19 protein-coding genes are annotated in these 19,715 nt (G+C 71.2%); 13 read left to right on the forward strand and 6 right to left on the reverse strand.

From position 1 onward, the window contains the following. Positions 1–35: 35 nt before the first annotated feature. The 4 genes from hppD to V9U70_RS14955 form a co-directional block, all read right to left on the reverse strand. On the reverse strand, positions 36–1,100 hold the full coding sequence (hppD, locus tag V9U70_RS14940) for a 4-hydroxyphenylpyruvate dioxygenase (protein WP_336675529.1): 1,065 nt from the start codon (positions 1,098–1,100) through the stop codon (positions 36–38). Between the two features lie 17 nt (positions 1,101–1,117). Further along, positions 1,118–2,383 carry a beta-ketoacyl-[acyl-carrier-protein] synthase family protein gene (locus tag V9U70_RS14945; protein WP_336675531.1) on the reverse strand — a complete coding sequence of 422 codons (1,266 nt, stop codon included), beginning with the start codon at positions 2,381–2,383 and terminating at the stop codon, positions 1,118–1,120. After that, positions 2,380–4,026: a class I adenylate-forming enzyme family protein gene (locus V9U70_RS14950; RefSeq protein WP_336675533.1), complete on the reverse strand. Its 1,647-nt coding sequence runs from the start codon at positions 4,024–4,026 to the stop codon at positions 2,380–2,382. The genes V9U70_RS14945 and V9U70_RS14950 overlap by 4 nt, the downstream gene beginning before the upstream one ends. A 177-nt stretch (positions 4,027–4,203) precedes the next feature. Continuing rightward, the gene (locus V9U70_RS14955; RefSeq protein WP_336675535.1) at positions 4,204–4,467 is read right to left on the reverse strand and encodes an acyl carrier protein; all 264 of its coding nucleotides are present in this window, start codon (positions 4,465–4,467) and stop codon (positions 4,204–4,206) included. 17 nt (positions 4,468–4,484) lie between these two features. Here V9U70_RS14955 and V9U70_RS14960 point away from each other — a divergent pair, with 17 nt between their 5' ends. Continuing rightward, positions 4,485–5,150 carry a 4'-phosphopantetheinyl transferase family protein gene (locus V9U70_RS14960; RefSeq protein WP_336675537.1) on the forward strand — a complete coding sequence of 222 codons (666 nt, stop codon included), beginning with the start codon at positions 4,485–4,487 and terminating at the stop codon, positions 5,148–5,150. On the opposite strand, the gene V9U70_RS14965 is transcribed toward V9U70_RS14960, so the two are convergent. Next, positions 5,120–6,556, reverse strand: a complete 1,437-nt coding sequence (locus tag V9U70_RS14965; protein ID WP_336675539.1) for a class I adenylate-forming enzyme family protein — start codon at positions 6,554–6,556, stop codon at positions 5,120–5,122. The two genes, V9U70_RS14960 and V9U70_RS14965, sit on opposite strands and share 31 nt — an antisense overlap. A 296-nt stretch (positions 6,557–6,852) precedes the next feature. Next, positions 6,853–7,932 carry an alpha-hydroxy acid oxidase gene (locus V9U70_RS14970; RefSeq protein WP_336675541.1) on the reverse strand — a complete coding sequence of 360 codons (1,080 nt, stop codon included), beginning with the start codon at positions 7,930–7,932 and terminating at the stop codon, positions 6,853–6,855. A gap of 149 nt (positions 7,933–8,081) precedes the next feature. On the opposite strand from V9U70_RS14970, the gene V9U70_RS14975 reads away from it, so the two are divergent. The 12 genes from V9U70_RS14975 (at position 8,082) to V9U70_RS15030 (ending at position 19,647) form a co-directional block, all read left to right on the forward strand. Continuing rightward, on the forward strand, positions 8,082–8,726 hold the full coding sequence (locus V9U70_RS14975) for a TetR/AcrR family transcriptional regulator (protein WP_336675543.1): 645 nt from the start codon (positions 8,082–8,084) through the stop codon (positions 8,724–8,726). A gap of 51 nt (positions 8,727–8,777) precedes the next feature. After that, positions 8,778–9,728, forward strand: a complete 951-nt coding sequence (locus V9U70_RS14980; RefSeq protein WP_336675546.1) for an alpha/beta hydrolase — start codon at positions 8,778–8,780, stop codon at positions 9,726–9,728. Between the two features lie 4 nt (positions 9,729–9,732). After that, positions 9,733–11,067, forward strand: a complete 1,335-nt coding sequence (locus tag V9U70_RS14985; RefSeq protein ID WP_336675547.1) for an aminotransferase-like domain-containing protein — start codon at positions 9,733–9,735, stop codon at positions 11,065–11,067. A 154-nt stretch (positions 11,068–11,221) separates the two neighbouring features. Continuing rightward, a complete protein-coding gene (locus V9U70_RS14990; RefSeq protein WP_336675549.1) occupies positions 11,222–11,824 on the forward strand; it encodes a TIGR03086 family metal-binding protein in 603 nt (200 codons plus the stop codon). Between the two features lie 117 nt (positions 11,825–11,941). Continuing rightward, positions 11,942–12,202 (forward strand): hypothetical protein, encoded by a 261-nt coding sequence (locus V9U70_RS14995; RefSeq protein WP_336675551.1) that lies wholly within the window; start codon positions 11,942–11,944, stop codon positions 12,200–12,202. Between the two features lie 25 nt (positions 12,203–12,227). Continuing rightward, positions 12,228–13,193 carry a ferritin family protein gene (locus V9U70_RS15000; protein ID WP_336675553.1) on the forward strand — a complete coding sequence of 322 codons (966 nt, stop codon included), beginning with the start codon at positions 12,228–12,230 and terminating at the stop codon, positions 13,191–13,193. Then, positions 13,183–13,521, forward strand: coding sequence for a holo-ACP synthase (locus tag V9U70_RS15005; protein ID WP_336675554.1), 339 nt, complete (start codon positions 13,183–13,185; stop codon positions 13,519–13,521). Before V9U70_RS15000 ends, V9U70_RS15005 begins: the two co-directional genes overlap by 11 nt. Next, complete coding sequence (locus V9U70_RS15010) at positions 13,518–13,943, forward strand: acyl-CoA thioesterase (protein ID WP_336675556.1); 426 nt, start codon at positions 13,518–13,520, stop codon at positions 13,941–13,943. Before V9U70_RS15005 ends, V9U70_RS15010 begins: the two co-directional genes overlap by 4 nt. After that, on the forward strand, positions 13,940–15,454 hold the full coding sequence (locus tag V9U70_RS15015; protein WP_336675557.1) for an AMP-binding protein: 1,515 nt from the start codon (positions 13,940–13,942) through the stop codon (positions 15,452–15,454). The genes V9U70_RS15010 and V9U70_RS15015 overlap by 4 nt, the downstream gene beginning before the upstream one ends. Positions 15,455–15,673: 219 nt before the next feature. Next, the gene (locus V9U70_RS15020; protein WP_336675558.1) at positions 15,674–15,886 is read left to right on the forward strand and encodes a hypothetical protein; all 213 of its coding nucleotides are present in this window, start codon (positions 15,674–15,676) and stop codon (positions 15,884–15,886) included. Positions 15,887–16,158: 272 nt separating this feature from the next. Then, the gene (locus V9U70_RS15025; RefSeq protein ID WP_336675823.1) at positions 16,159–18,372 is read left to right on the forward strand and encodes a HelD family protein; all 2,214 of its coding nucleotides are present in this window, start codon (positions 16,159–16,161) and stop codon (positions 18,370–18,372) included. A 159-nt stretch (positions 18,373–18,531) separates the two neighbouring features. After that, positions 18,532–19,647 (forward strand): AI-2E family transporter, encoded by a 1,116-nt coding sequence (locus tag V9U70_RS15030; protein ID WP_336675559.1) that lies wholly within the window; start codon positions 18,532–18,534, stop codon positions 19,645–19,647. Positions 19,648–19,715: the final 68 nt, after the last annotated feature.

The following is a 19,715-nucleotide window of genomic DNA, read 5'->3' on the forward strand; positions in this document are numbered from 1 at the left end:
TGCGAGTGATGCGGTGCGTACGGGCGGCCCGGAGGTCAGGCGGTCGCCTTCTCACGGGCCACTGCCTCGTAGAGGGCCTTGATGTTGCCGCTGCCGAACGTGCGGGCGCCGTGCCGGTCGATGACCTCCCAGAAGAAGGTCTTCCGCACGTGCAGGGACTGGGTGAAGATCTGGAAGACCTGGCCCCAGTGGTCCTGGTCGACCAGGACGTTGGTGCGCCTGAGGTCCTCGATCTTCAGCTCGGGGCGGCCGAGACGCTGTTCCAGCTCGTCGTAGTAGGCGTCGGGGGTCTCCAGGAACTTCACCCCGCGGGCCTCCAAGGCGGGCACGGTGGCCACGATGTCGTCGGCGAGGAGGGCGAGGTGCTGGACGCCGGCGCCGTTGTGGCGCTCCAGGAACTGGTCGATCTGGCCGGGCTTGCGGTCGGCCACCGGCTCGATGAGGGTGAAGGTGACCTGCCCCGAGGGGCTCTGCACCACCTTGGAGTCCATGGCCTGTTCGCCGACCTCGATGAACTCCTCGAAGATCTGGCTGAAGCCGAAGACCTTCTCGTAGAAGGCGACGATGGGGCCCAACTGGCCGGCGGGCAGGCATATCGCCGCGTGGTCCACGGTGGTCAGCCGGTCCTCGCCCCGGTCGGGGTCCTCGGTGAAGATGTCCATGACGCCGGGCAGGAACTGCTTGCGGTCACCGGCGCGCTGGACGAAGCGGTGGGCCACGTCGCCGAAGCCGAGCACGGAAGCGGTGACGACCTCGGTACCGTCCTTGCTGTGCGCCTGCGGCTGCTCGACGGCGGTGGCCCCCCGCTCCACCGCCAGGGCGAACGCCTTGGCGGCGTCGGGGACCTCGAACGCGATGTTGGCCACCCCGTCACCGTGCTGGGCCACATACGCGGCCGCCGGGTGCTCCGCGGTCAGCGCGGAGGTCAGGACGATCTCGATGCCCCCCTGACGCAGCAACAGGGAGCGCCGGTCGGGCAGCCCGGTCTCGGGGCCCGCCTGGCCGCAGACCCGGAACCCGAACGCGGTGCAGAGGAAGAACGCCGACTGCTGTGCGTCCCCGACATAGAACTCGACATGGTCGACGGCTCCGATATTCACGTCTGTTTTCCCTTTCTCTAGCGCTTCTCGCGCGTACTGGCCGCACCGAACAGCAGGCTGACGTTGTGGCCGCCGAAGGCGAAGGAGTTGGAGATCGCGGCTTCGATCCGCTGCTGTCTGGCCTGGCCGCGGACGTGGTCCACGTCGCAGGCCGGGTCGACCTCGTCGAGGTTGTGGGTGGGCGGCAGCTGGCCCCGCGAGATCGCGAGGGCGCAGATGGCCGCCTCGACGGCGCCGGAGCCGCCCAGGAGGTGGCCGGTCATGGACTTCGTGCTGCTGACGGCCGGCGAGCGCTCGCCGAAGACGGCGTGGACGGCCTTCGTCTCGGCGATGTCGCCGAGCTTGGTCGACGTGCCGTGCGCGTTGACGTAGCCGACGTCGCCCGGGGCCAGACCGCCGGTGGCGAGCGCCCCGCGCATGGCCTGCGCGGCGCCCTCGCCGTCGGGGCGCGGCGCGGTGGGCCGGTAGGCGTCGGTGGTGGCGCCCCAGCCGAGGAGGTCGGCGTAGCCCGAAGCTCCCCGGGCGTCCGCGTGCTCGGCGCGCTCGACGACGAGCACGCCCGCGCCTTCGGCCAGTACGAATCCGTTGCGCCGGCGGTCGAAGGGGCGGCTGGCGGCCTCCGGGTCGTCCCAGCCGTGGGCGAGCGCCCTGGCGTGGGCGAAGGCAAGCGCGGAGGTGGGGTTGAGGGGGGCCTCCGCCCCGCCGCAGACCACCACGTCGGCCTCGCCGTACCGGATGAGGCGGGCGGCCTCCGCCACCGCGTGGGCGCCGGCGGCACACGCGGTGGCGATGGCCGAGCTCCAGCCCCGGATGCCGTACTTGATGGCGATGCGGGCGGCCGCCATGTTCGGCAGCATGCCCGGGAGGAGGTACGGGCTGACGGCGGTGGGGCCGCGCTGGTTGCGCGCGACGGCCTGTGCCTCGTACGTCGTCAGTCCGCCCGCCCCGCTGGAGACGACGACGGCGACGCGGTGCGGGTCGGCGTTCTGCCCGACGACGATGCCGGCGTCGAGGAGCGCGTCGTCCGCCGCGGCCAGGGCCATCAGGGCGTAGCGGTCGACGAGGCGGCCCTCGCTGGGCGGCAGCACCTCGCGCGCCTCGATGTCCGGCGCGATGCCGGCCACGTCGACGCTGCCTTCGAGGAGGTGCCCGGCGGGCGGCCTGCGCAGCCCGGACTTGCCGTGGCAGAGCGCGTCGAAGGTGTCGGACGCGCCGCGGCCGAGCGGGGTGAAGGTTCCCAGTCCCGTGATGACGGCTTTCGACTGCTCGGTGCGCCCGGTCATGCCGCCACCTGCCCAGCGGCAGAGGAGCCGAGCAACTCGCCGTCGAGGAAGCGCTGGCGCAGCAGGATCTTGCGCACCTTGCCGGTGGCCCCGAGCGGGATGCGGTCCGGGCTGACGGCGACGACACGTTCCACGGTGCGGGCCACATGGGGGTCGAGGGCGGCCAGGACCTCCTCGGTCCGGTCGGCGTCCTGGTCGGCCTGCGGGTCGAGGAACAGCAGGACGGAGGTGGCGACGCGGTCGTCGGTCCGCACGGCGACCACCGTGCACTCGAGCACGTCGGCGCACTGCGCCAGGACCTGCTCCTCGCAGAGCATGGTGAAGAGCTTCTGCCCCTCCCCCAGGTCCACGGCGTCCACCGCGCGGTCGACGTGGTAGTAGTAACCCTCCTCGTCGCGGTAGACGAGGTCACCGGTGAGGAAGTAACCGTCCCGGCGGGTGCGGTAGGTGGTCACGGAGTCGTTCCAGTAACCGAGGGACAGCGTGGGGGCGTCGATGGCGAGCTGGCCCACCTGCCCTACGCCGAGCTTCTCACCGTCGTCGTCGATGACGGCCACGTCCGAGAAGGCGTGCGGTTTGCCGATGCACCGGCCGTAGCGAACGGTGTCGGGAGTGTGGGTGATGAAGAACTGGGAGTGCCCCATCTCGGAGGAGCCGAGACCGTCCACGAAGAACGAACCGGCGCGCCGGGCCCGCCCCTTGGAGCTGACGGTCTCCCGCGAGCCCACGGCGATGAGCTTGCGGATGTGCGCCTCGTGCGCGCAGTCACCGGTGTTCCACCAGGTGCTGACGGAGTCGAGGTCGCGCCGGGAGAGGTCTTCGCCGGCCAGCTCGGACCAGGTGGTGGCGAAGCCGAGCACGCTGTGCGGGCGCCAGGACTCGATGGCGTCGAGCACCGGGCCTCCGGTCTGCTGGGAGAGCACGGCCAGTTGCGCGCGGTTGGTGAGCGCCAGGTTGACGGCGATGACCGTGGCCGCGTGGGCGGACGGGAGGGCGCCCAGCATCCGGTCGACGCCCTGCCCCTTGGGGAGCGTCAGCCGGTGCCGGATGGCCGCGAACAGGCTGTGGTGCGAGTGGATCACGGCCTTGGGCAAGCCGGTGGTCCCGGAGGAGTGCGTGATGACCGCGGGCTCCTTGCCGTGGTGCCGGTAGGGCTTGGGCGCGGCGGCCGGGTCGCCCTTGCCCAGATCGGCCGGGTCCGCGAGCAGTGGGGTCACGGTGTTGACCGAGGTCAGCTGGGACCAGTGCGGGCCGTCGGCGATGACGCCGACGGCGCCGAGCCGCTTGATGTACTCGCCGACCTGTTCGACGGGGACCTTGCCGTTGACGAGGGCCGGGATCGCGCCGAGGCGCACCAGGGCCAGATAGCTGAGCACCTGGTCCGCGCCGGCCGTCACGAAGACGGCGACCGGGTCTCTCGGCTTGACTCCGAGGTCGTGCAGTGCGGCGGCGCGGGCGGCCACCCGCTCTCCCAGCTCGGCCAGGGTCAGGGCCTGCCAGGCAGGGCGCCCGTCGACCTCGGTGTCGAAGGTCAGCGTCGGCGTGTCCAAGGCGGTGCCGCGGGCGAGAAGCTCCGTCAGGACGTTGCCGACGCCCAGTCTTTGGTCTGCCGCGAGTTCGGCGCGCTCGTTCTTCGGGTTCATTCCCCGGTGTCCCCATCTCTGGATCGAACTCTGTGCGTACGGCGCCCTGCGGTAGAGGGCGGTGCGGGGGCGCCCGGTCCACCCCGGCTCAGGGGTTCCGGGCCGCCCTCGCCCGCCCGTGCCCGGAGGCACGCGGGCAGGGAGGGCGTTCTCCACGGGCCGGCGTCGGCCCGGGTGTCACTTGGCAGCGGCGGCGGCCGAGGCCCGCTCGACGATCTCCTTCACGAGGCCCGCGACGGTGAACAGCGCGACGGTCTCCATCTCGTCCTCCTCGAATTTCACGCCGTAGGTGTCCTCCACCTGGATGGCGATCTCGGCGACGGAGAGGGACTCCAGGTCCAGACCGGCCGGGCCCAGCGGGGTGTCGCCGGTGACGTCCGTGACGTCGTAGTTCATGTTCTTCAGCGCCTCGATGATGAACTTCTCAACCTCGGTGGACATTTGATTGACTCCTCTTCATGGACAGGCGCCCGGGACGTGACCCGGACACGGTGACGGTGCTGTGGTGCACCACGGATGGGGACGAGCGGCGAAAGGCGCACACCTTGTTGGTGCGGGCCGCGGCCGATGTGCTCGATGTCCCGCTATCCGAAGTCTGGTTGGAGCATGAGGACGGCGGTCGCCCGGTTCTCCGGGGCGCCGGTCACGCTCTTGGGGTCAGCGTCACGCATGGGCGCGGTGCGCTGGCTGTCGCGCTGACCTGGGGGGCTGCGGTGGGCGTGGATGTGGAAGTCGTACGTCGGTTGCGCGCCGAGGCGATGGCTCGGGCGTGGCTCGACCCGGTCGAGGCCGACTGGGTGGCGGGGCTGGCCGTGGAGGACCGGCCGGCCGGGTTCCTCTGGCTGTGGACGCAGAAGGAGTCGGTGGGCAAGGCGCTCGGCCGGGGCCTGCGCCGGGGCGGCATGAGCCGGAGGGTTCCGCTTCCGGAGCAGTGGCCCCCCGGGGAGGGCTCGCCGGCCCTACGTCCGCTGCCCGCTGGTGGGGAGGTGGTGTCCGGGGCCGTCCTCGTCGACTGCGGCCGTCTGCTGATCGGTGTCGCCCAGCGTGCCGGGACGGGGAGCGAGGAGCGCTCCCAACCGGTGCGCGTCCGGATTCACCGGGTCTCGCCGGCCGCGTGGAGCTGAGCCGTTCGTGCGGCGGCCGCGGACTTCACGGCGGCCCGCAGGATCTCCGCGTTGCGCACCGGTTTCCCGGTGGCGGTCCGTGGGAGTTCCGTCAGGAGGTTGAGTGTGCGGGGCCGTTTGTACGGGGCCAGGCGGTCCGCGAGGCTGCCGGCGATGCCGTCGAAGGCCGCTTGCTCCTCGACCATCACGAAGGCCTCGATCCCCGTGCCGTGCACGACGACCGCCTCGGACACGCCCGGCAGGGCGGAGATGGACGCCTCGACCTCGGAGAGGTCCACCTTCAGTCCGCCGATGGACACCTGTGAGTCGAGCCGGCCGTGGACGGTGAGCAGGCCGGTCGCTTCGTCGAGGCTGCCCGCGTCCTTGGTGTGCAGCCAGCCGTCCACGTAGCGCTTCGGGTCCGACAGGCCGACGTAGGGGCTGCCCGGCAGGCCGAGCAGGATCTCTCCCTCCTCGACCCGCACCCGGATGCCCGGGGCCGGGGCGAGGCGGGGCCGCTCGGAGCCGGTGAGGTCGGTGGCGATGACGCCGACCTCGGTCATGCCGTACATGACTCCCAGCTCGGCGCCGTAGCCTCGGGTGAACCGCTCCCAGACGTCCGTCTTGACCAGCTCGCCCCCGGTGATCATCCGCCGCAACTGGGGCAGCCGGGGCGGTGTCTGCGCCGCGGCGAGCACCGCGGCCTGGGAGGGGACTCCGAGGATGGTCGTGGGCTCCTCCCCCGCCGCGACGGCCTTGAGGATGCCGTCGACCGTCTGCCGTGCGGGCAGGACCACTTGCACCCCCGCGGCGAGTCCGTAGAGGAGGCCTCCCACGAGGCCGAGGACGTGGACGATCGAGGCGAGCACGACGGTGCGTTCGCCGCGGCGCGGAAAGCCGTCCAGCCGCGTGTAGCGGTCGATCTCCGTGAGCAGGCCCTCAGCGGTGCGGCCGATGACCTTGGAGGGCCCCGTGGACCCGGAGCTCAACTGCAGCAGCACGTGGTCGGAGGCGGCCGGACGGCCGCCGCGCAGCGGGGTGATCCGGGTGTCGACGTCGAAGAAGCCGCGCAGGGTGCCGCTGACGTCGAGTGCCGGTTCGATGACCAGCTGCGGTGCCAGCCGGGCGACCGCCTGCCCCACCTCGTGGGTCGTCAGTCGATAGTCGAGCAGAGCCACTTGGGCCCCGCTGCGCCAACCGGCGAGCATCGCAACGATACAGCTCAGCGAGGGCGGCAGCCGCACGGCGACCGTGCCCGCCGCAGCCAGGCCGAAAGCTTCCAGACGCTCCTGCTGCTCCTCGACGAGACGTCGCAGCTCGGCCCGGCTCACCGGCCGGCCCAGATGGAGGGCGATGTCGTCCCCGCCCCCCTGGAGTAATACATCGTCAACCCAGGCGCCCTCGACGCAAACGGGCCTCCCAGGCACCGTTCCCCCCACAGGAATCCCCACCTATCCCAGTTCTCGAACAAGATCCGAAACGCCGCCGGAACAGCTTTGTTCCCGGCGTAACGGTCATTCAGCGCCGCGCTCTCATTTCCTCGCCGGCAGATCCATCGTCACGCACTACCACCGGGTAATCAAGTGAAACCTTCTCTTACTTAATACTTACGAGTAGCCGTGCCGCAGGCCGCACGGGCCCGCTTTCCGGGCATGGCAAAATGAACCTGTGTCGACGGTTGAATCGACGAAGCACTGCCGACTGGTTCAGTTAAAAGACCAGTTCAGGAATGAACAATTCCTGAACTCTTGAAATCCGCGACGCGTGGGGCCCCCATCAGCGCCATCACCTCGGCGAACTCGTCCAGCAGTCCCCCCAGGACGGCCGAGACGCCGTCAGCCCCGGAGTGCGCCAGGCCCCACAGGACCGGCCGCCCGACGAGCACCGCGTCCGCGCCCAGGCACAGAGCCTTCGCGACGTCGGCGCCATGGCGGATCGCTCCGTCGAGAATCACGGCACAACGACCGCCCACGGCTTTCACGACCTCCGGAAGGGCGTCCGCCGCAGGTCTCGCGAAGTCCAGCTGCCGGCCACCGTGATTCGAGACGACAAGCCCCTCGACTCCGTGTTCGGCGGCAAGTTCGGCGTCCTCACCGGTGAGCACGCCCTTCAATACCAGCGGCAGCGGCGTACGCTCACGCAGCCACTCGAGGTCCGCCCAGGTAATAGACGGGTCAAATTGTTCCTTCGAATGCCGCGCGATAGCGGACTCCCCCGCCTTTCCGTCGTGAGAGGCGGACATCACGGAAGGGTCGACGTTGACGGCCCGGATGCCCTCGGGGAGGGAGAAGCCATTTCGCGCGTCCCGCGGCCGGTACGCCACCCGGGGCGCGTCGACCGTCAGAACCAGCGCCCGGTATCCGGCGCCCTCCGCCCGGCGGATCAGTTCGAGCATCGGCTCCCGGCGTCTGAGCCAGTAGAGCTGCAGCCAGAGCGGGCCGGTCGCGGCCGCGGCGATGTCCTCCAGGCTGCGGCTGGCGAACATGCTCACGGTCAGCAGCGCGCCCGCGGCGCCCGCCGCACGTGCGGTCGCCACCTCGCCGTCCGGGTGAGCGAGTTGATGGTAGGCCATGGGCGCGACCCCCAGGGGGGCCGCCAGCGCCGCCCCCAGCAGCGACGCGGCGGGCTCACACGCCGAGACGTCGACCAGGCAGCGCGGGCGCAGCCTGATCCTGTCGAGCGCCTCACGGCCCGCCGTCAGCATCGACTCGGTACCGCTCCCGCCCTCCAGGAAGTCCCACACCGGGCGGGGCAGCCGCGCCTTCGCCACCGACCTGTACTCATCCAGCGTCAACGCCGCCATCCCGCATCCCCCGCCGACCGTCGAACCCGCGCGCTTCAGATAACCGCACGACCGTACGCTTACCGTACTCTCGCACAATGACAGCACGGTCGTCCACTTAGTACAGTGACCGGGCCCTCACGGGCCCCAGGGAAGATTGAGGAGGTCGCGTGAGTGTGACGCGCGCCGATGGGCGAGTCGAACGCGGCAACCAGACACGGCGGTTGATCCTTCAGCGCGCTGTGCGCATCGCATCGGTCGAGGGTCTCGAAGGCCTGTCCTTAGGGCGACTGGCGAATGAACTGGGGCTCAGCAAGAGCGGCGTGTTCGCGCTCTTCGGCTCCAAGGTGGAGTTGCAGCTCGCCACCGTACGCGCCGCCATCAAGGTCTACACCGCGTATGTCGTGCAGCCGGCCCGTGAACTCCCCCCGGGCCTCGGGCAGGTGTGGCTGCTCTGCCGCAACTGGCTCACCTACTCCGAGCAGCGGGTCTTCCCCGGAGGCTGCTTCTTCTACTCGGTCTCGGCCGAATACGACGCCCGCGAGGGCAAGGTGCACGATACGGTCGCCGGGGCGCACGGCAACTGGTTCACCCTCCTGGAGCGAACCATCGACGAGGCCCGGCGCGCGGGTGAGGTCGGGGAGGACACGGACATTCCCCAACTCGCCTTCGAGATCGTCGCCCTCCTGGAGATGGCCAACGCCGAATCCGTTCTGCACGACAACTTCACCTGCTACAGCAAGGCAGCCGACGGCATTCTGCACCGTCTCCGAGGCGTCGCGACCGACCCCTCGCTGCTGCCCCTCACCCCCTGACACCGTCCGTGCGCGGTCATGACTGCCGCGCACCCCTGGCCCGGAGGCACCATGCCCTTTGATCCACAGCTCCAGGAGCTGTACGACCGGCGTGCAGCGCAGGGCGTCCGCCCGCTCTACACCATGACGCTCGACGAGGCGCGGGCCGCCGACCTCGCCGCGATCCAGGCCGACTCGGGGACCCCTGAGCCGGTCGGGAGCGTCGTCGACGAGTCGATGCCCGGGCCCGGCGGGCCCCTCCCGGTCCGGATCTACCGGCCGGACGTCAAGGGCCCGCTGCCCGTGCTGGTCTACTTCTTCGGCGGTGGCTGGACGCTGGGCTCCCTCGAGACCGGTGACGCGATCTGCCGGAGCCTGACCAACGCGGTCGGCTGCGTCACCGTCGCGGTGGGCTACCGGCTCGCGCCGGAGAACAAGTTCCCGGCCGCGCCCGACGACTGCTTCGCCGGCGTGCGCTGGGCGGTCGAGCACGCCGGACGGTTCGGCGGCGACAGCACCAGCGTGGCTGTCGGAGGCGACAGCGCGGGAGGCAATCTCGCCGCCGCCGTGACGCTCATGGCCAGGGAGTCGGGCGGCCCGGATCTGCTGGCCCAGGTGCTCGTCTACCCCAACACCGATCACCTCGCGGACACCCCGTCGCTCCGCGACAACACCGATCCCCTGCTCTTCAACGCCAAGTCCGTGCAGTGGTACTGGGACAACTACCTGGCGTCGCCCGAGGACGGCGGCAACCCCCTCGTCTCCCCCCTGCGCGCCCACGACCACTCGGGGCTGCCTCCCGCCCTGGTGATCACCGCGGAGTACGACCCGCTGCGGGACGAGGGCGAACAGTACGCCGAGCTCCTGCGCGCCGCCGGCGTCCCGGTCGAGTCGACCCGCTACCAGGGCGTGGCCCACGGCTTCTTCGCCATGGCGGGTTCCTTGGACGCGGGCCGCCGGGCCGTCGACCAGGCCGCGGGGTACCTGCGCGCCGCCTTCGCCGACGCCGCGACGAGAGGCTGATCCGATGGGCGACATCACCACCGTGGCGGGGCGGACACTGGCCCTCGCCGATCTGCACGCGTCCCTCACCGATCCGGTGCTCGACGCGATGAACTTCCTCAACGAGGTCGTCTCACGCTTCCCCGAAGCCCTCTCGTTCGCCCCCGGCAGGCCGTCGGAGGGCGGCTTCGCCACGGACGACCTGGCACGCCATCTGCGCACCTACACCGATCACCTGGAGCACGGTCTCGGCTGGTCCCAGGAGCGCGTGCGCACCCAGCTCTTCCAGTACGGGCGCACCAACGGCATCATCCACGACCTCATCGCCCGCACCCTCGCCCATGACGAGGACATCCACGTCAGCGCGGAGTCGGTGGTCGTGACGACCGGGTGCCAGGAGGCGATGCTTTTGACCCTGCGGGCCCTGTTCGCGCGACCGGACGACACGCTGCTCGTCAGCTCGCCCTGCTACATCGGGGTCACCGGGGCGGCGCGGCTGCTCGACATCGCGGTGCGCCCCGTCCGGGAGGGCGGGGACGGGCCGGACCCCGAGGCGGTCCTGGAGGCCGTGCGCCGGACGCGGGCCGCCGGGGGGCGGCCGCGCGCGTTGTACGTCGTGCCCGACTTCGCCAATCCGTCCGGCGCGAGCATGACCCTCGCCGCCCGGGAGCGGCTGCTGGAGATCGCCGCCCAGGAGGACCTGCTGATCCTGGAGGACGATCCGTACGGGTTCTTCGTACGGGTAGGCTCCGCCAGGCCCACCCTCAAGGCCCTGGACCGTGAGCGACGGGTGCTGCACCTCGGTTCGTTCGCGAAGACCGCTCTGCCGGGCGCACGCGTGGGCTACGTGGTCGCCGATCAGGAGGTGGTCGGAGCGAGGGGCGAACGGACCCTGCTGGCCGACCAGTTGTCCAAGATCAAGAGCATGACCACGGTCAACACCTCGGCCATCAGTCAGGCCGTCATCGGCGGGCTGCTCATCGAGTCCGGCTGCCGGCTCCGCGAGGCCAACGCCGAGGCCATCGCTTTCTACCGGGCCAATCTCAACACCCTGCTCGGCGAGTTGGACCGGCACTTCCCCGCCGAACGGCGGCGGGCGCTCGGGGTCGACTGGAATCAGCCGGACGGCGGCTTCTTCCTCGTGGTGAACGTGCCCTTCATCGCCGACGCGAAGGCCCTCGAGGATTCGGCGCGGAACTTCGGCGTGCTCTGGACTCCGATGAGCGACTTCTACCTGGAGGGCGGTGGCGAGCGCCAACTCCGCCTGTCATGCAGCGCCCTGACGCCAGAGCAGATCAGTGAGGGCGTGGGCAGGCTGGCCGCGTTCGTCCACGAGCGGGCGGCGCGGTCGCACCGGTAGCGTCCGGTCGGCCCGAGCGACGAGGATGCCCGGCCCGATCGGCCGGGCATCCTGCCATGGCCATAACTGAACGTACGATCGTGCTATTGTTTTTCTGCTCGCGCACTCCGTCAGGAGACGTCTGCGTGGGACCACACCCGCCGAAAGGTTCCGCATGGACATCCGGAAGCTGGACCGAGCCGCCGTGCTGGAGACCGTACGCCTCCTGGAGGAGTCGGACCCCCGGGACTGGGACCTCCCCACTCCGTGTGCCGACTGGACGCTGCGCCAGCTGGTGTCCCATATGGCGGGTCAGCACCACGGCTTCGCCGCGGCCGCGGCGGGGAACGGCGCCGACGCCTCCGTCTGGCAGCCCGGCGCACTCGGCGACGAACCGTTGAAGTCCTATCGCGCGGCGGCAGAGGCGGTCCTCGACGCCTTCGCCCCGCAGAGCGTGCTCACCCGGGAGTTCGCCCTCCCGGAGATCAGCGACACCATCACGTTCCCCGCCTCGGTCGCGATCGGGTTCCACTTCCTGGACTACGTGGTCCACGGCTGGGACCTGGCGCGGGCCCTCGGAACCAGTCCCGACCTGGACGACGAGATCACCGAAGCCGCTCTGGTGTTCGCCCTTCGCGTGCCGGACGACGAGCGCAGGCTCGGCCCGGCGGCGCCGTTCCGACCCGCTCTGCTCGCCCCGCCGCGCGCCGACACGCTGGAGCTGGTGCTGACCACGCTCGGCAGGTCGCCCGGCTGGAGCGCCCCGGCTCGCCCTTAGAAGTGGCGGGCGCGAGTCCGTCCGACCCGCGCCCGCTCCTCTCATCGATCCGCGTGGCCCCGCACACCGGAGTGGGCCCGCGGCCGTACCCGTACCGACTTCACCAGGGAGACACGCATGCTCGCCGACCTCAGAAAGAACGTCGCACGCCGTCTCGGCCTGACCGAGGAAGAGGTGTTCGCCGGCCAGCCTCTGTCGGCCGTGCTGGTCGCCTCCCCGACGGCGATCAACTCCATCGACCTGCTCGACGCGTTCGCGGGGGCACTCGCCGACGGGGGCCTCGACGACGACGTCGAACTGCCGACGATGACCCTCGACCACACCGCGGAGGACGTCGTCTCGGCTCTCGGCAAGCAGCTCGCCACCACCTCCTCCTGACCGGAAGGCGCGAACCGTGCTGATCATGACCGACATCGTCAAGGAGCTCCGCGCCGGAGCCACCCTCACCGACGTGCTGCGCGTCCAGCACAGCTACCACGAGCAGCGCCGCTGGGGCACGGACCGCATCTTCGACGGCCGCCGCCTGGACCGTCCGAAGGCCGGCGACAAGGCCGCCCTGTGGCACGCCTCCCGTGCCGAGCTGACCACGCAGCCGGCCGGCCTGAGGCTGGCCGTCGACGGCGTGAAGCTCGCCAACGAACTCCGCGACTCCAACCCCCTGGGCTCCAACGTCCTGCACATAGCCGCCGCCTGGTCCGCCCGCTACTGGCTGGAGGAGGAGGCGCACCACGAGATCGCCTTCGGCCGGCTCATGGAGATGGCGGGCATCGACCCGATCGAGGAGGAGGAGGTCGTCGAGTGCCGGGGCCCCCTCCCGGTCGACAACTACGTGCGGGTGTGCATGCTCCAGGCCTGCGTGGAGATCGAGGCCTGTGTGTCGTACGGATGGCAGTCCCGCACCACGCAGGACCCCCTCGTGCGGGACGTCTTCCACACGGTCATGAAGGACGAGGTGCAGCACCGGCAGTACTTCGCCTCCTTCGCCAAGGCCCTGATCGAGTCCGGCGTCTATCCCATCAAGGACGCCCTGTCGATGGCGTACACCTGGGTCCGGCCCGACGGGGGCGAGACCTTCGGCGCGGCCCGCGAGGCCCAGACCGAGCGCCAGGGGCACGTCAACTGGTGGGAGCGGACCCGCTCCGGCGACGAGGAGTTCGCCCTCGCCGACGAAGCGCTGCACCAGGGTTCGGTGCACGCCAAGAAGCTCACCAGCGTGTTCGCCCTGGTCCGCGAGGTGACCGGTGTCCAGGTGAAGTCTTATGAGGATCTCAAGCGTGCCTACTTCGCCAGCCTCCGGACGAACGATGTCGACCGGATTCGATCTGCAGTCCGTGACGGAGCTGCGCGCGAAGCCGCACTTGCTCGATAGCGGGGCGCTGTTCACCGCCGGGGAGCGGGCGCACTGCCGTTCCCGGCCGGACCCGTTCGCCTCCTTGACCGGGCTCTTCTCGGCCAAGGAGGCGTTCGTCAAGGCGCTCAGCTCCCTGGGCGGCGCACCGGACCACACCTTCCCCGACATCGAGGTGGTCCACGGTCCCGCCGGGCAGCCGCGGATACGGCTGCACGGACCGATCGCCCGCTGGCAGCAGGAGCGATGCCTCGCCATGGACGTGTCGATCAGCCACACCGGCGATCTGGCCGGTGCGGTGGTCGTGCTCCTGGCCGAGCCGACGAGGAGTGGAGGGCAGGCCCCGTGAGCGTCCGCACACCGCACGACTTCGCCCATGCGTGCGAAGTCGCTCTGCGGCCCAACGACTTCGACTGGGCCGGACATCTGAACAACAGCGTGCACGTCCAGATCCTGGAGTCGGGCCGCTGGCAGTGGGGGCTCGCGCTGGGGGTCGACCTGCGGGACAGCCCCCTGGTCGCGGTGGTCCTCCAGCTCCAGCTGGACTACCTCAAAGCGGTCGACTGGGACCCGGTGGGCCGTGTCGTCGTCCGTACGGCGTTCGCTGAGCAGTCCACGTACAGCTTCACGCTGACTCAGGACATCGAGCTTCCGGACGGCGCCGTGGTCGCCCGCGGCCGGGTCCGGCTGGGGCTCGTCGACCGTGACACCAAGCGAATCCACCGGGCCGATCTCCAGGCGATGGTGGGCGCCCCGGGGAGAGCCGGATGACCGTGAGCACGTTGCAGGAGGCCATCGCCGGGCAGGCCCACCGGCAGGACGCGGCCGTCGTCTTCGGAACCTCCGCCAGGCGGGAGCGCCTGACCTATCCCGCGTTCGCCGAGCAGATCGGGGCGGCGGCCGGCGGTTTCGCGCAGCAGGGAGTCCGTCCCGGGGACCGGGTGATGCTGCGGATCAGCAGCTCCCGCGAGGGGGTGCTCGCGCTCCTGGGCCTGATCCACCTGGGCGCGGTCCCCGTCTCCGTGAAGCCCCGCGTCCCCGGGGCGATCCTGGGGCAGTACTTCTCGATGGTGACGCGGCAGCAGGACGTGCGCCACGCGTTCCGCATCTCCGGCCACGGCCTCGACGAACTGCGGCTGGTGCTGCGGCCGGGCCCCCCGCCCGAGCCGGCGCCGGGCCACCGGGACGGCATCGCGTTCGTCCAGTACACGAGCGGCTCCACCGGTATGCCGCGCCCCATCCCCCTCAGCCACCGGGCCGTGCTCGGCAACATCGAGGCGATCCGCGTCGTGGCGGGCATGAAGCCGGGCCATGCCGGGCTGATCGCGCTCCCGCTCCACCACGACATGGGGCTCATCGGGGTGCTGACCTCGCTCGTCCAGGGCATCGACCTGGTGGTGGAGGAGCCGGGCGCCTTCCTGCGCAGGCCGATGGCCGCCCTGCGGCTGCTGCGTGACGCGGAGAGCGTGCACAGCGCCTTCCCCGACTTCATGCTGCGCTATCTCGCGGCACGGATGACGGAGGCGGCGGACCGGGAAACGCCCGACGCCCGGCTGCTGGGCGCCTGGCGCACCGTGTTCTGCGGGGCCGAGCCGATCCGCCCGCAGTCGGTGCGCACCTTCCTCGACGCCGTCGGGCCCTGGGGGTTCGATCCGACGGCTCTGGTGTTCTGTTACGGGCTGGCCGAGGCGGCGCTCATGGCCACCTCCCACCGGTACGTGGACGCGGGCACCGGCTTCCGCACGGACGGGCCCGTCACCACCGCGTGCCTCGGCGGCACGATGCCCGGCCTCGATCTGCGCGTCGTGGACGAGTCGGGCCGCGACTGCGCGGACGGAGAGGTCGGGGCGGTGCAACTGCGCGGGCCGACGCTGTTCGACGGCTACGACGGGGCCACCGACCACCGCGCTACCTGGTTCGACACGGGCGACCTGGGATGCCTGCGCGCGGACCGCCTCTATCTCAGCGGCCGCAGGGGAGACCGCCTCTCCGTCAACGGGGTCAACGTCTTCGCCACGGACATCGAGCAGGTGGCGGCGGCGTTTCCCGGCGTCGCCGAGTGTGTGGTCCTGCCGTACGGCGAGTCCTTCGCCGTCGTCGTCGTGCCGGAACGGGGGCAGGCCGTCGACACGGCTCAGCTCGCCGGCCTGGTGGCCGCCGACTTCGGGGCGGCTCCGGAGCGGGTGATGCAGGTGGCGCACAGCGCCGTCGCCCGCACGGCGAGCGGAAAGCCCGCCCGCGGCCACATGGCGGGGCAGCTGGAACAGGGAACGCTCGGGTGATCCGCGCCCCGGACCGTGCGCGGTCCGGGGCGCGGAGCCCAGCGCGGGCCACAGCTCGGGGCAGTCTCCCCGGCATCGCTCACGGTTCGCGCCGCGATCCGCGCGGGAGGAAGGGGCCGTCGCGACCGGCATCCGCGACCCGGTGGCCCTTACGTGCCATTGTCCGTTTTAACCCTCTATGCTGCGCCTCCTGCCTGTTCACCGCCTTCAGGAGGTTCCATGTCGGCCCGCGCCCTCTACTGCCGCCCCTGCGACTCCGACGAACAGCACCGCCGCCTCACCGCCGACGAGAAGAACTGGCTCAGGAAGAGGACCGGCCGCCGAAGCGTCGAGGAGTTCTTCCTGTGCACGGCGCCGACGTGCCGCAACGTGCGCAGCGGGTTCAACAAGCGCCCTTTCGACCCGGTCATCCGCCTTCCGCAGGTCGACTGAGCCGCAACGCTCCCGACACGGCGGCCCGGACGCGCGCACGTTCCGTTGATACGCGTTCCCTGCCACGCCTCGGCAAAGGCGGAGAGGGCGCTCCCGGCTCCATCTTCTCTCAGCGCGTCACGGACGATGCCCGGCACGCAATGGCGTGCCGGGCATCGTCCCACGTATATTGGATTCTTCTGCGCTCACGCAGAAAGGCCCCCACAGGGAGGCCTTGTGAGAGTGAACATATCTGGCGGGGAGCCATTTTGTCAAACCGGGAAATCGACGAATTGCGGGAAGAGCAGGAATTCATCGACCGGGTCCATGCCCGTGTCGACGCCCTGCGCGGTGTCGCGGCCCAGGGTGTCGAGCACGCGCTGACGCCGATCGGGACCGGCCAGCAGGCCCGTCTCGAGCGCGACATCCTGGTCGCGGAGCGCTCCGGTCTGCTCGCCGCGCTGAACGCGGTGGACGGCTCGCTGTGCTTCGGCCGCGTCGATCGCTCCGACGGCCTCGCACACCACATCGGCCGTATCGGAATCCGCGAGGACGATGCCGATCACACGCCGGTCCTCATCGACTGGCGCGCACCGGTGGCCCGCCCCTTCTATCTCGCCACCGGTCACACCCCGATGGGGCTGCGCCGCCGCCGGCACATCGCCACCGAGGGCCGTACGGTCACCGAGCTGCATGACGAGATCCTCGACCTCACGGACCACGAGCGCACGGGTTTCGAGGACCCGAACGGTGACGCCGTGCTGCTCGCGGCGCTGAACTCGGCCCGTACCGGCCGCATGGGCGACATCGTGCGGACCATCCAGGCCGAGCAGGACGGCATCATCCGCGCCCCGCACCGCGGGGTACTCGTCGTCGAGGGCGGCCCCGGGACCGGTAAGACGGCGGTCGCGCTGCACCGGGCCGCCTTCCTGCTCTACGAGCACCGGGAGCTGCTCGCCAGGCGCGCCGTGCTCATCGTGGGCCCCAATCCGGCGTTCCTGCGCTACATCGCGGAGGTACTGCCCTCGCTGGGCGAGACCGGGGTGCTCCTCGCCACGCAGGCGGAACTGTTCCCCGGCGTCCACGCCACCGGCACGGACACGGCCCGCGCCGCCGCCGTCAAGGGCGGGGCGCACATGGCCGAGGCGCTCGCCCTCGCCGTGCGCGACCGGCAGCGGCTGCCCGAGCCCGGCGCCCCGGTGATCATCCCGCACGAGGACGGCGGTGACCTCGTCCTGGACTGGGAGATCGCCTACGAGGCACGGCAGGCGGCGCGCGACACCCGGCTGCCGCACAATCTCGCACGGCCGCACTTCGTCTTCCGGGTCATCGACGCCCTCACCGCCCAGCTCACCGAGCGCATCGGCGCCGACCCCTACGGCGGCCCGAATCTCCTCGGCCCGGACGACGTCGCCCAGCTCGGCCGGGACGTCGCCCGGAGCAAGGAGGTGCACGCCGCCGTCGACGAGCTGTGGCCGCCGCTCACTCCGGAGGGCTTCCTCGCCGACTACCTGGCCGCGCCCGTGTACCTGCCGGACGAGGACGCCGACGCCCTCCGGCGGGCGCCGACCGACGGCGGGTGGACGCCCGCCGACGTCCCGCTGCTCGACGAGGCGGCCGAGCTGATCGGTCTCGACGACAGTGCGGAGCAGGCCGCCGCCGAGGCCGCCCGCCAGGAGCGGGTCGGCTACGCGCAGGGCGTTCTGGAGCTCTCGCGCGGCTCGGAGAGCTACGAGTTCGAGGACGAGGAGTCGGAGGTCCTCGCCGCCCACGACATCATCGACGCCGAACGGATGGCGGAGCGCCACGAGGAGGCCGACCACCGCACCGCCGCGGAGCGTGCGGCGGCCGACCGCACGTGGGCCTTCGGGCACATCATCGTCGACGAGGCGCAGGAGCTCTCACCGATGGCGTGGCGGCTGCTGATGCGCCGCGCCCCGACCCGCTCGCTGACCCTGGTGGGCGATCCGGCCCAGACCTCGGAGGAGGCCGGTGTCGGGTCGTGGGAGGAGATTCTCAAGCCGTACGTCGGTGACCGCTTCGAGCAGGTCACCCTCCGGGTGAACTACCGCACGCCGGCCGAGATCATGGAGTTGGCCGCCGGGGTCGTCCGGGAGAAGGACCCCTCGTTCACCGTGCCCGTCTCGGTGCGGTCGACCGGCGAGAGGCCGTGGAAGCGCGGTGGTGGAGAGGACCTCGCCGGCACGGTGGCCCACGCCGTGGCGGAGCTGACGCCCGAAGAGGGGCGGCTGGCGGTCATCGCGCCCCGGGCGCTGCACGAGGAGATCGCCGCTCCGCTGGAGGGGGTCACGGCCGGCGCGGCGCCCGACCTCACGCGCCCGGTGGTGCTGCTCGATCCGCGCCAGGCCAAGGGCCTCGAATTCGACCACGTGCTGGTCGTCGAGCCCGCGCGGTTCACGACGAGCGATCTGTACGTGGCGCTGACCCGGGCCACTCAGCGCCTCGGGATCGTCCACCGGGAGGAGCTGCCCCGGGCGCTGCGCTGAGGCGGCCCGCAGGGCGCATCGCGCGGGGCGCGTCGAGGCCCCGCTCACCGGTGCGCCCCGCGGCCCTCGGAGCGGGGGCGGCGGGAGCCCGCGCGGCCGCCCTGTGCCCGGAGGGAGTTCGGTGCCGGAGCAGTTCCGGGGACACCATAGGGTGACGCCATGTCTTCGCCCCTGAGTCCGACAAAGACGGCCGCCGCTCTGCGCGCTTCTGCCCGGATCTCCGCCCAGTCGCTGCTGGTCCTGGTCGCGGCCGCGGTCGCCCTGTGGCTGCTCGGCCGGATGTGGACGGTCGTGTGGCCGCTGGTCGTCGGCCTGTTCCTCACCACGCTGACCTGGCCGCCGGCCCGCTTCCTGCGGCAGCGGGGGTGGCGGCCCGCGCTCGCCGCCTCGACGGTGACCGTGGCCTTCCTGTTGGTGGCGGCGGGCTTCGCGGCCCTGATCGCGGTGCCCGTGGCGTCCCAGTCCGGGGAGCTCGCCGACGGGGCGGTCGAGGGCATCCAGCGCTTGCGCGAATGGGCGGCCGGGCCGCCGCTGAACGTGGGGGACGACGAGATCACCGGTGCCTTCGACAGCGCGACGGCCAAGATTCAGGACAGCATCGGAAGCATGCTGACCACCGTCGTCAGCGGGGTGGGATCAGTGGTCAACGGCCTGGTCACGACGGTGCTGGCCATCTTTCTGATGTTCTTCTTCCTCAAGGACGGGCCACGGTTCCTGCCCTGGCTGACCCGGCAGCTTCCCGGCCGGCTCTCTTTCCACGTCCCCGTCGTGGCCGAGCGCGGTTGGAACACGCTGGGAGCCTTCGTCCGGGCCCAGGCGTTCGTCGGTCTGCTCGACGCGGTCTTCATCGGGCTCGGTCTGTGGGTTCTGGGGGTCCCGCTGGTGCTCCCCCTGGCGGTGCTGACCTTCTTCTCCGCGTTCGTGCCGATCGTGGGCGCGCTGTTCGCCGGCCTGGTGGCGGTGCTCATCGCGTTGGTCTCCAACGGTCTGACCGACGCGGTGCTCGTGCTGGTGATCATCGTCGTGGTGCAGCAGCTCGAAGGCAACGTGTTCCAGCCGATGATCCAGAGCCGGGGGCTCGGTCTGCACGCGGCGGTGGTTCTCCTCGCGGTGACGCTGGGCGGCAGCCTGGCCGGCGTGGTGGGCAGTCTGCTCGCGGTCCCGGTGGCCGCGGTGCTCGCGGTCGCCTGGAACTATCTCCGCGAGCAGCTCAGCGAGGAGCCGCGGGAGCCGGAGGGCGATGAGCGCTCCGCAGGTCCGGCCGTCCCGTCCTAGCGCTCTACCGCCACCGTGGCCGCGCCCCTCGTCCTGCGCGGACGGGGCGGAGCGAGCGGGAGGCCCGG

Source organism: Streptomyces pratensis (genome assembly GCF_037137275.1).
Lineage (GTDB): Bacteria > Actinomycetota > Actinomycetes > Streptomycetales > Streptomycetaceae > Streptomyces > Streptomyces pratensis_B.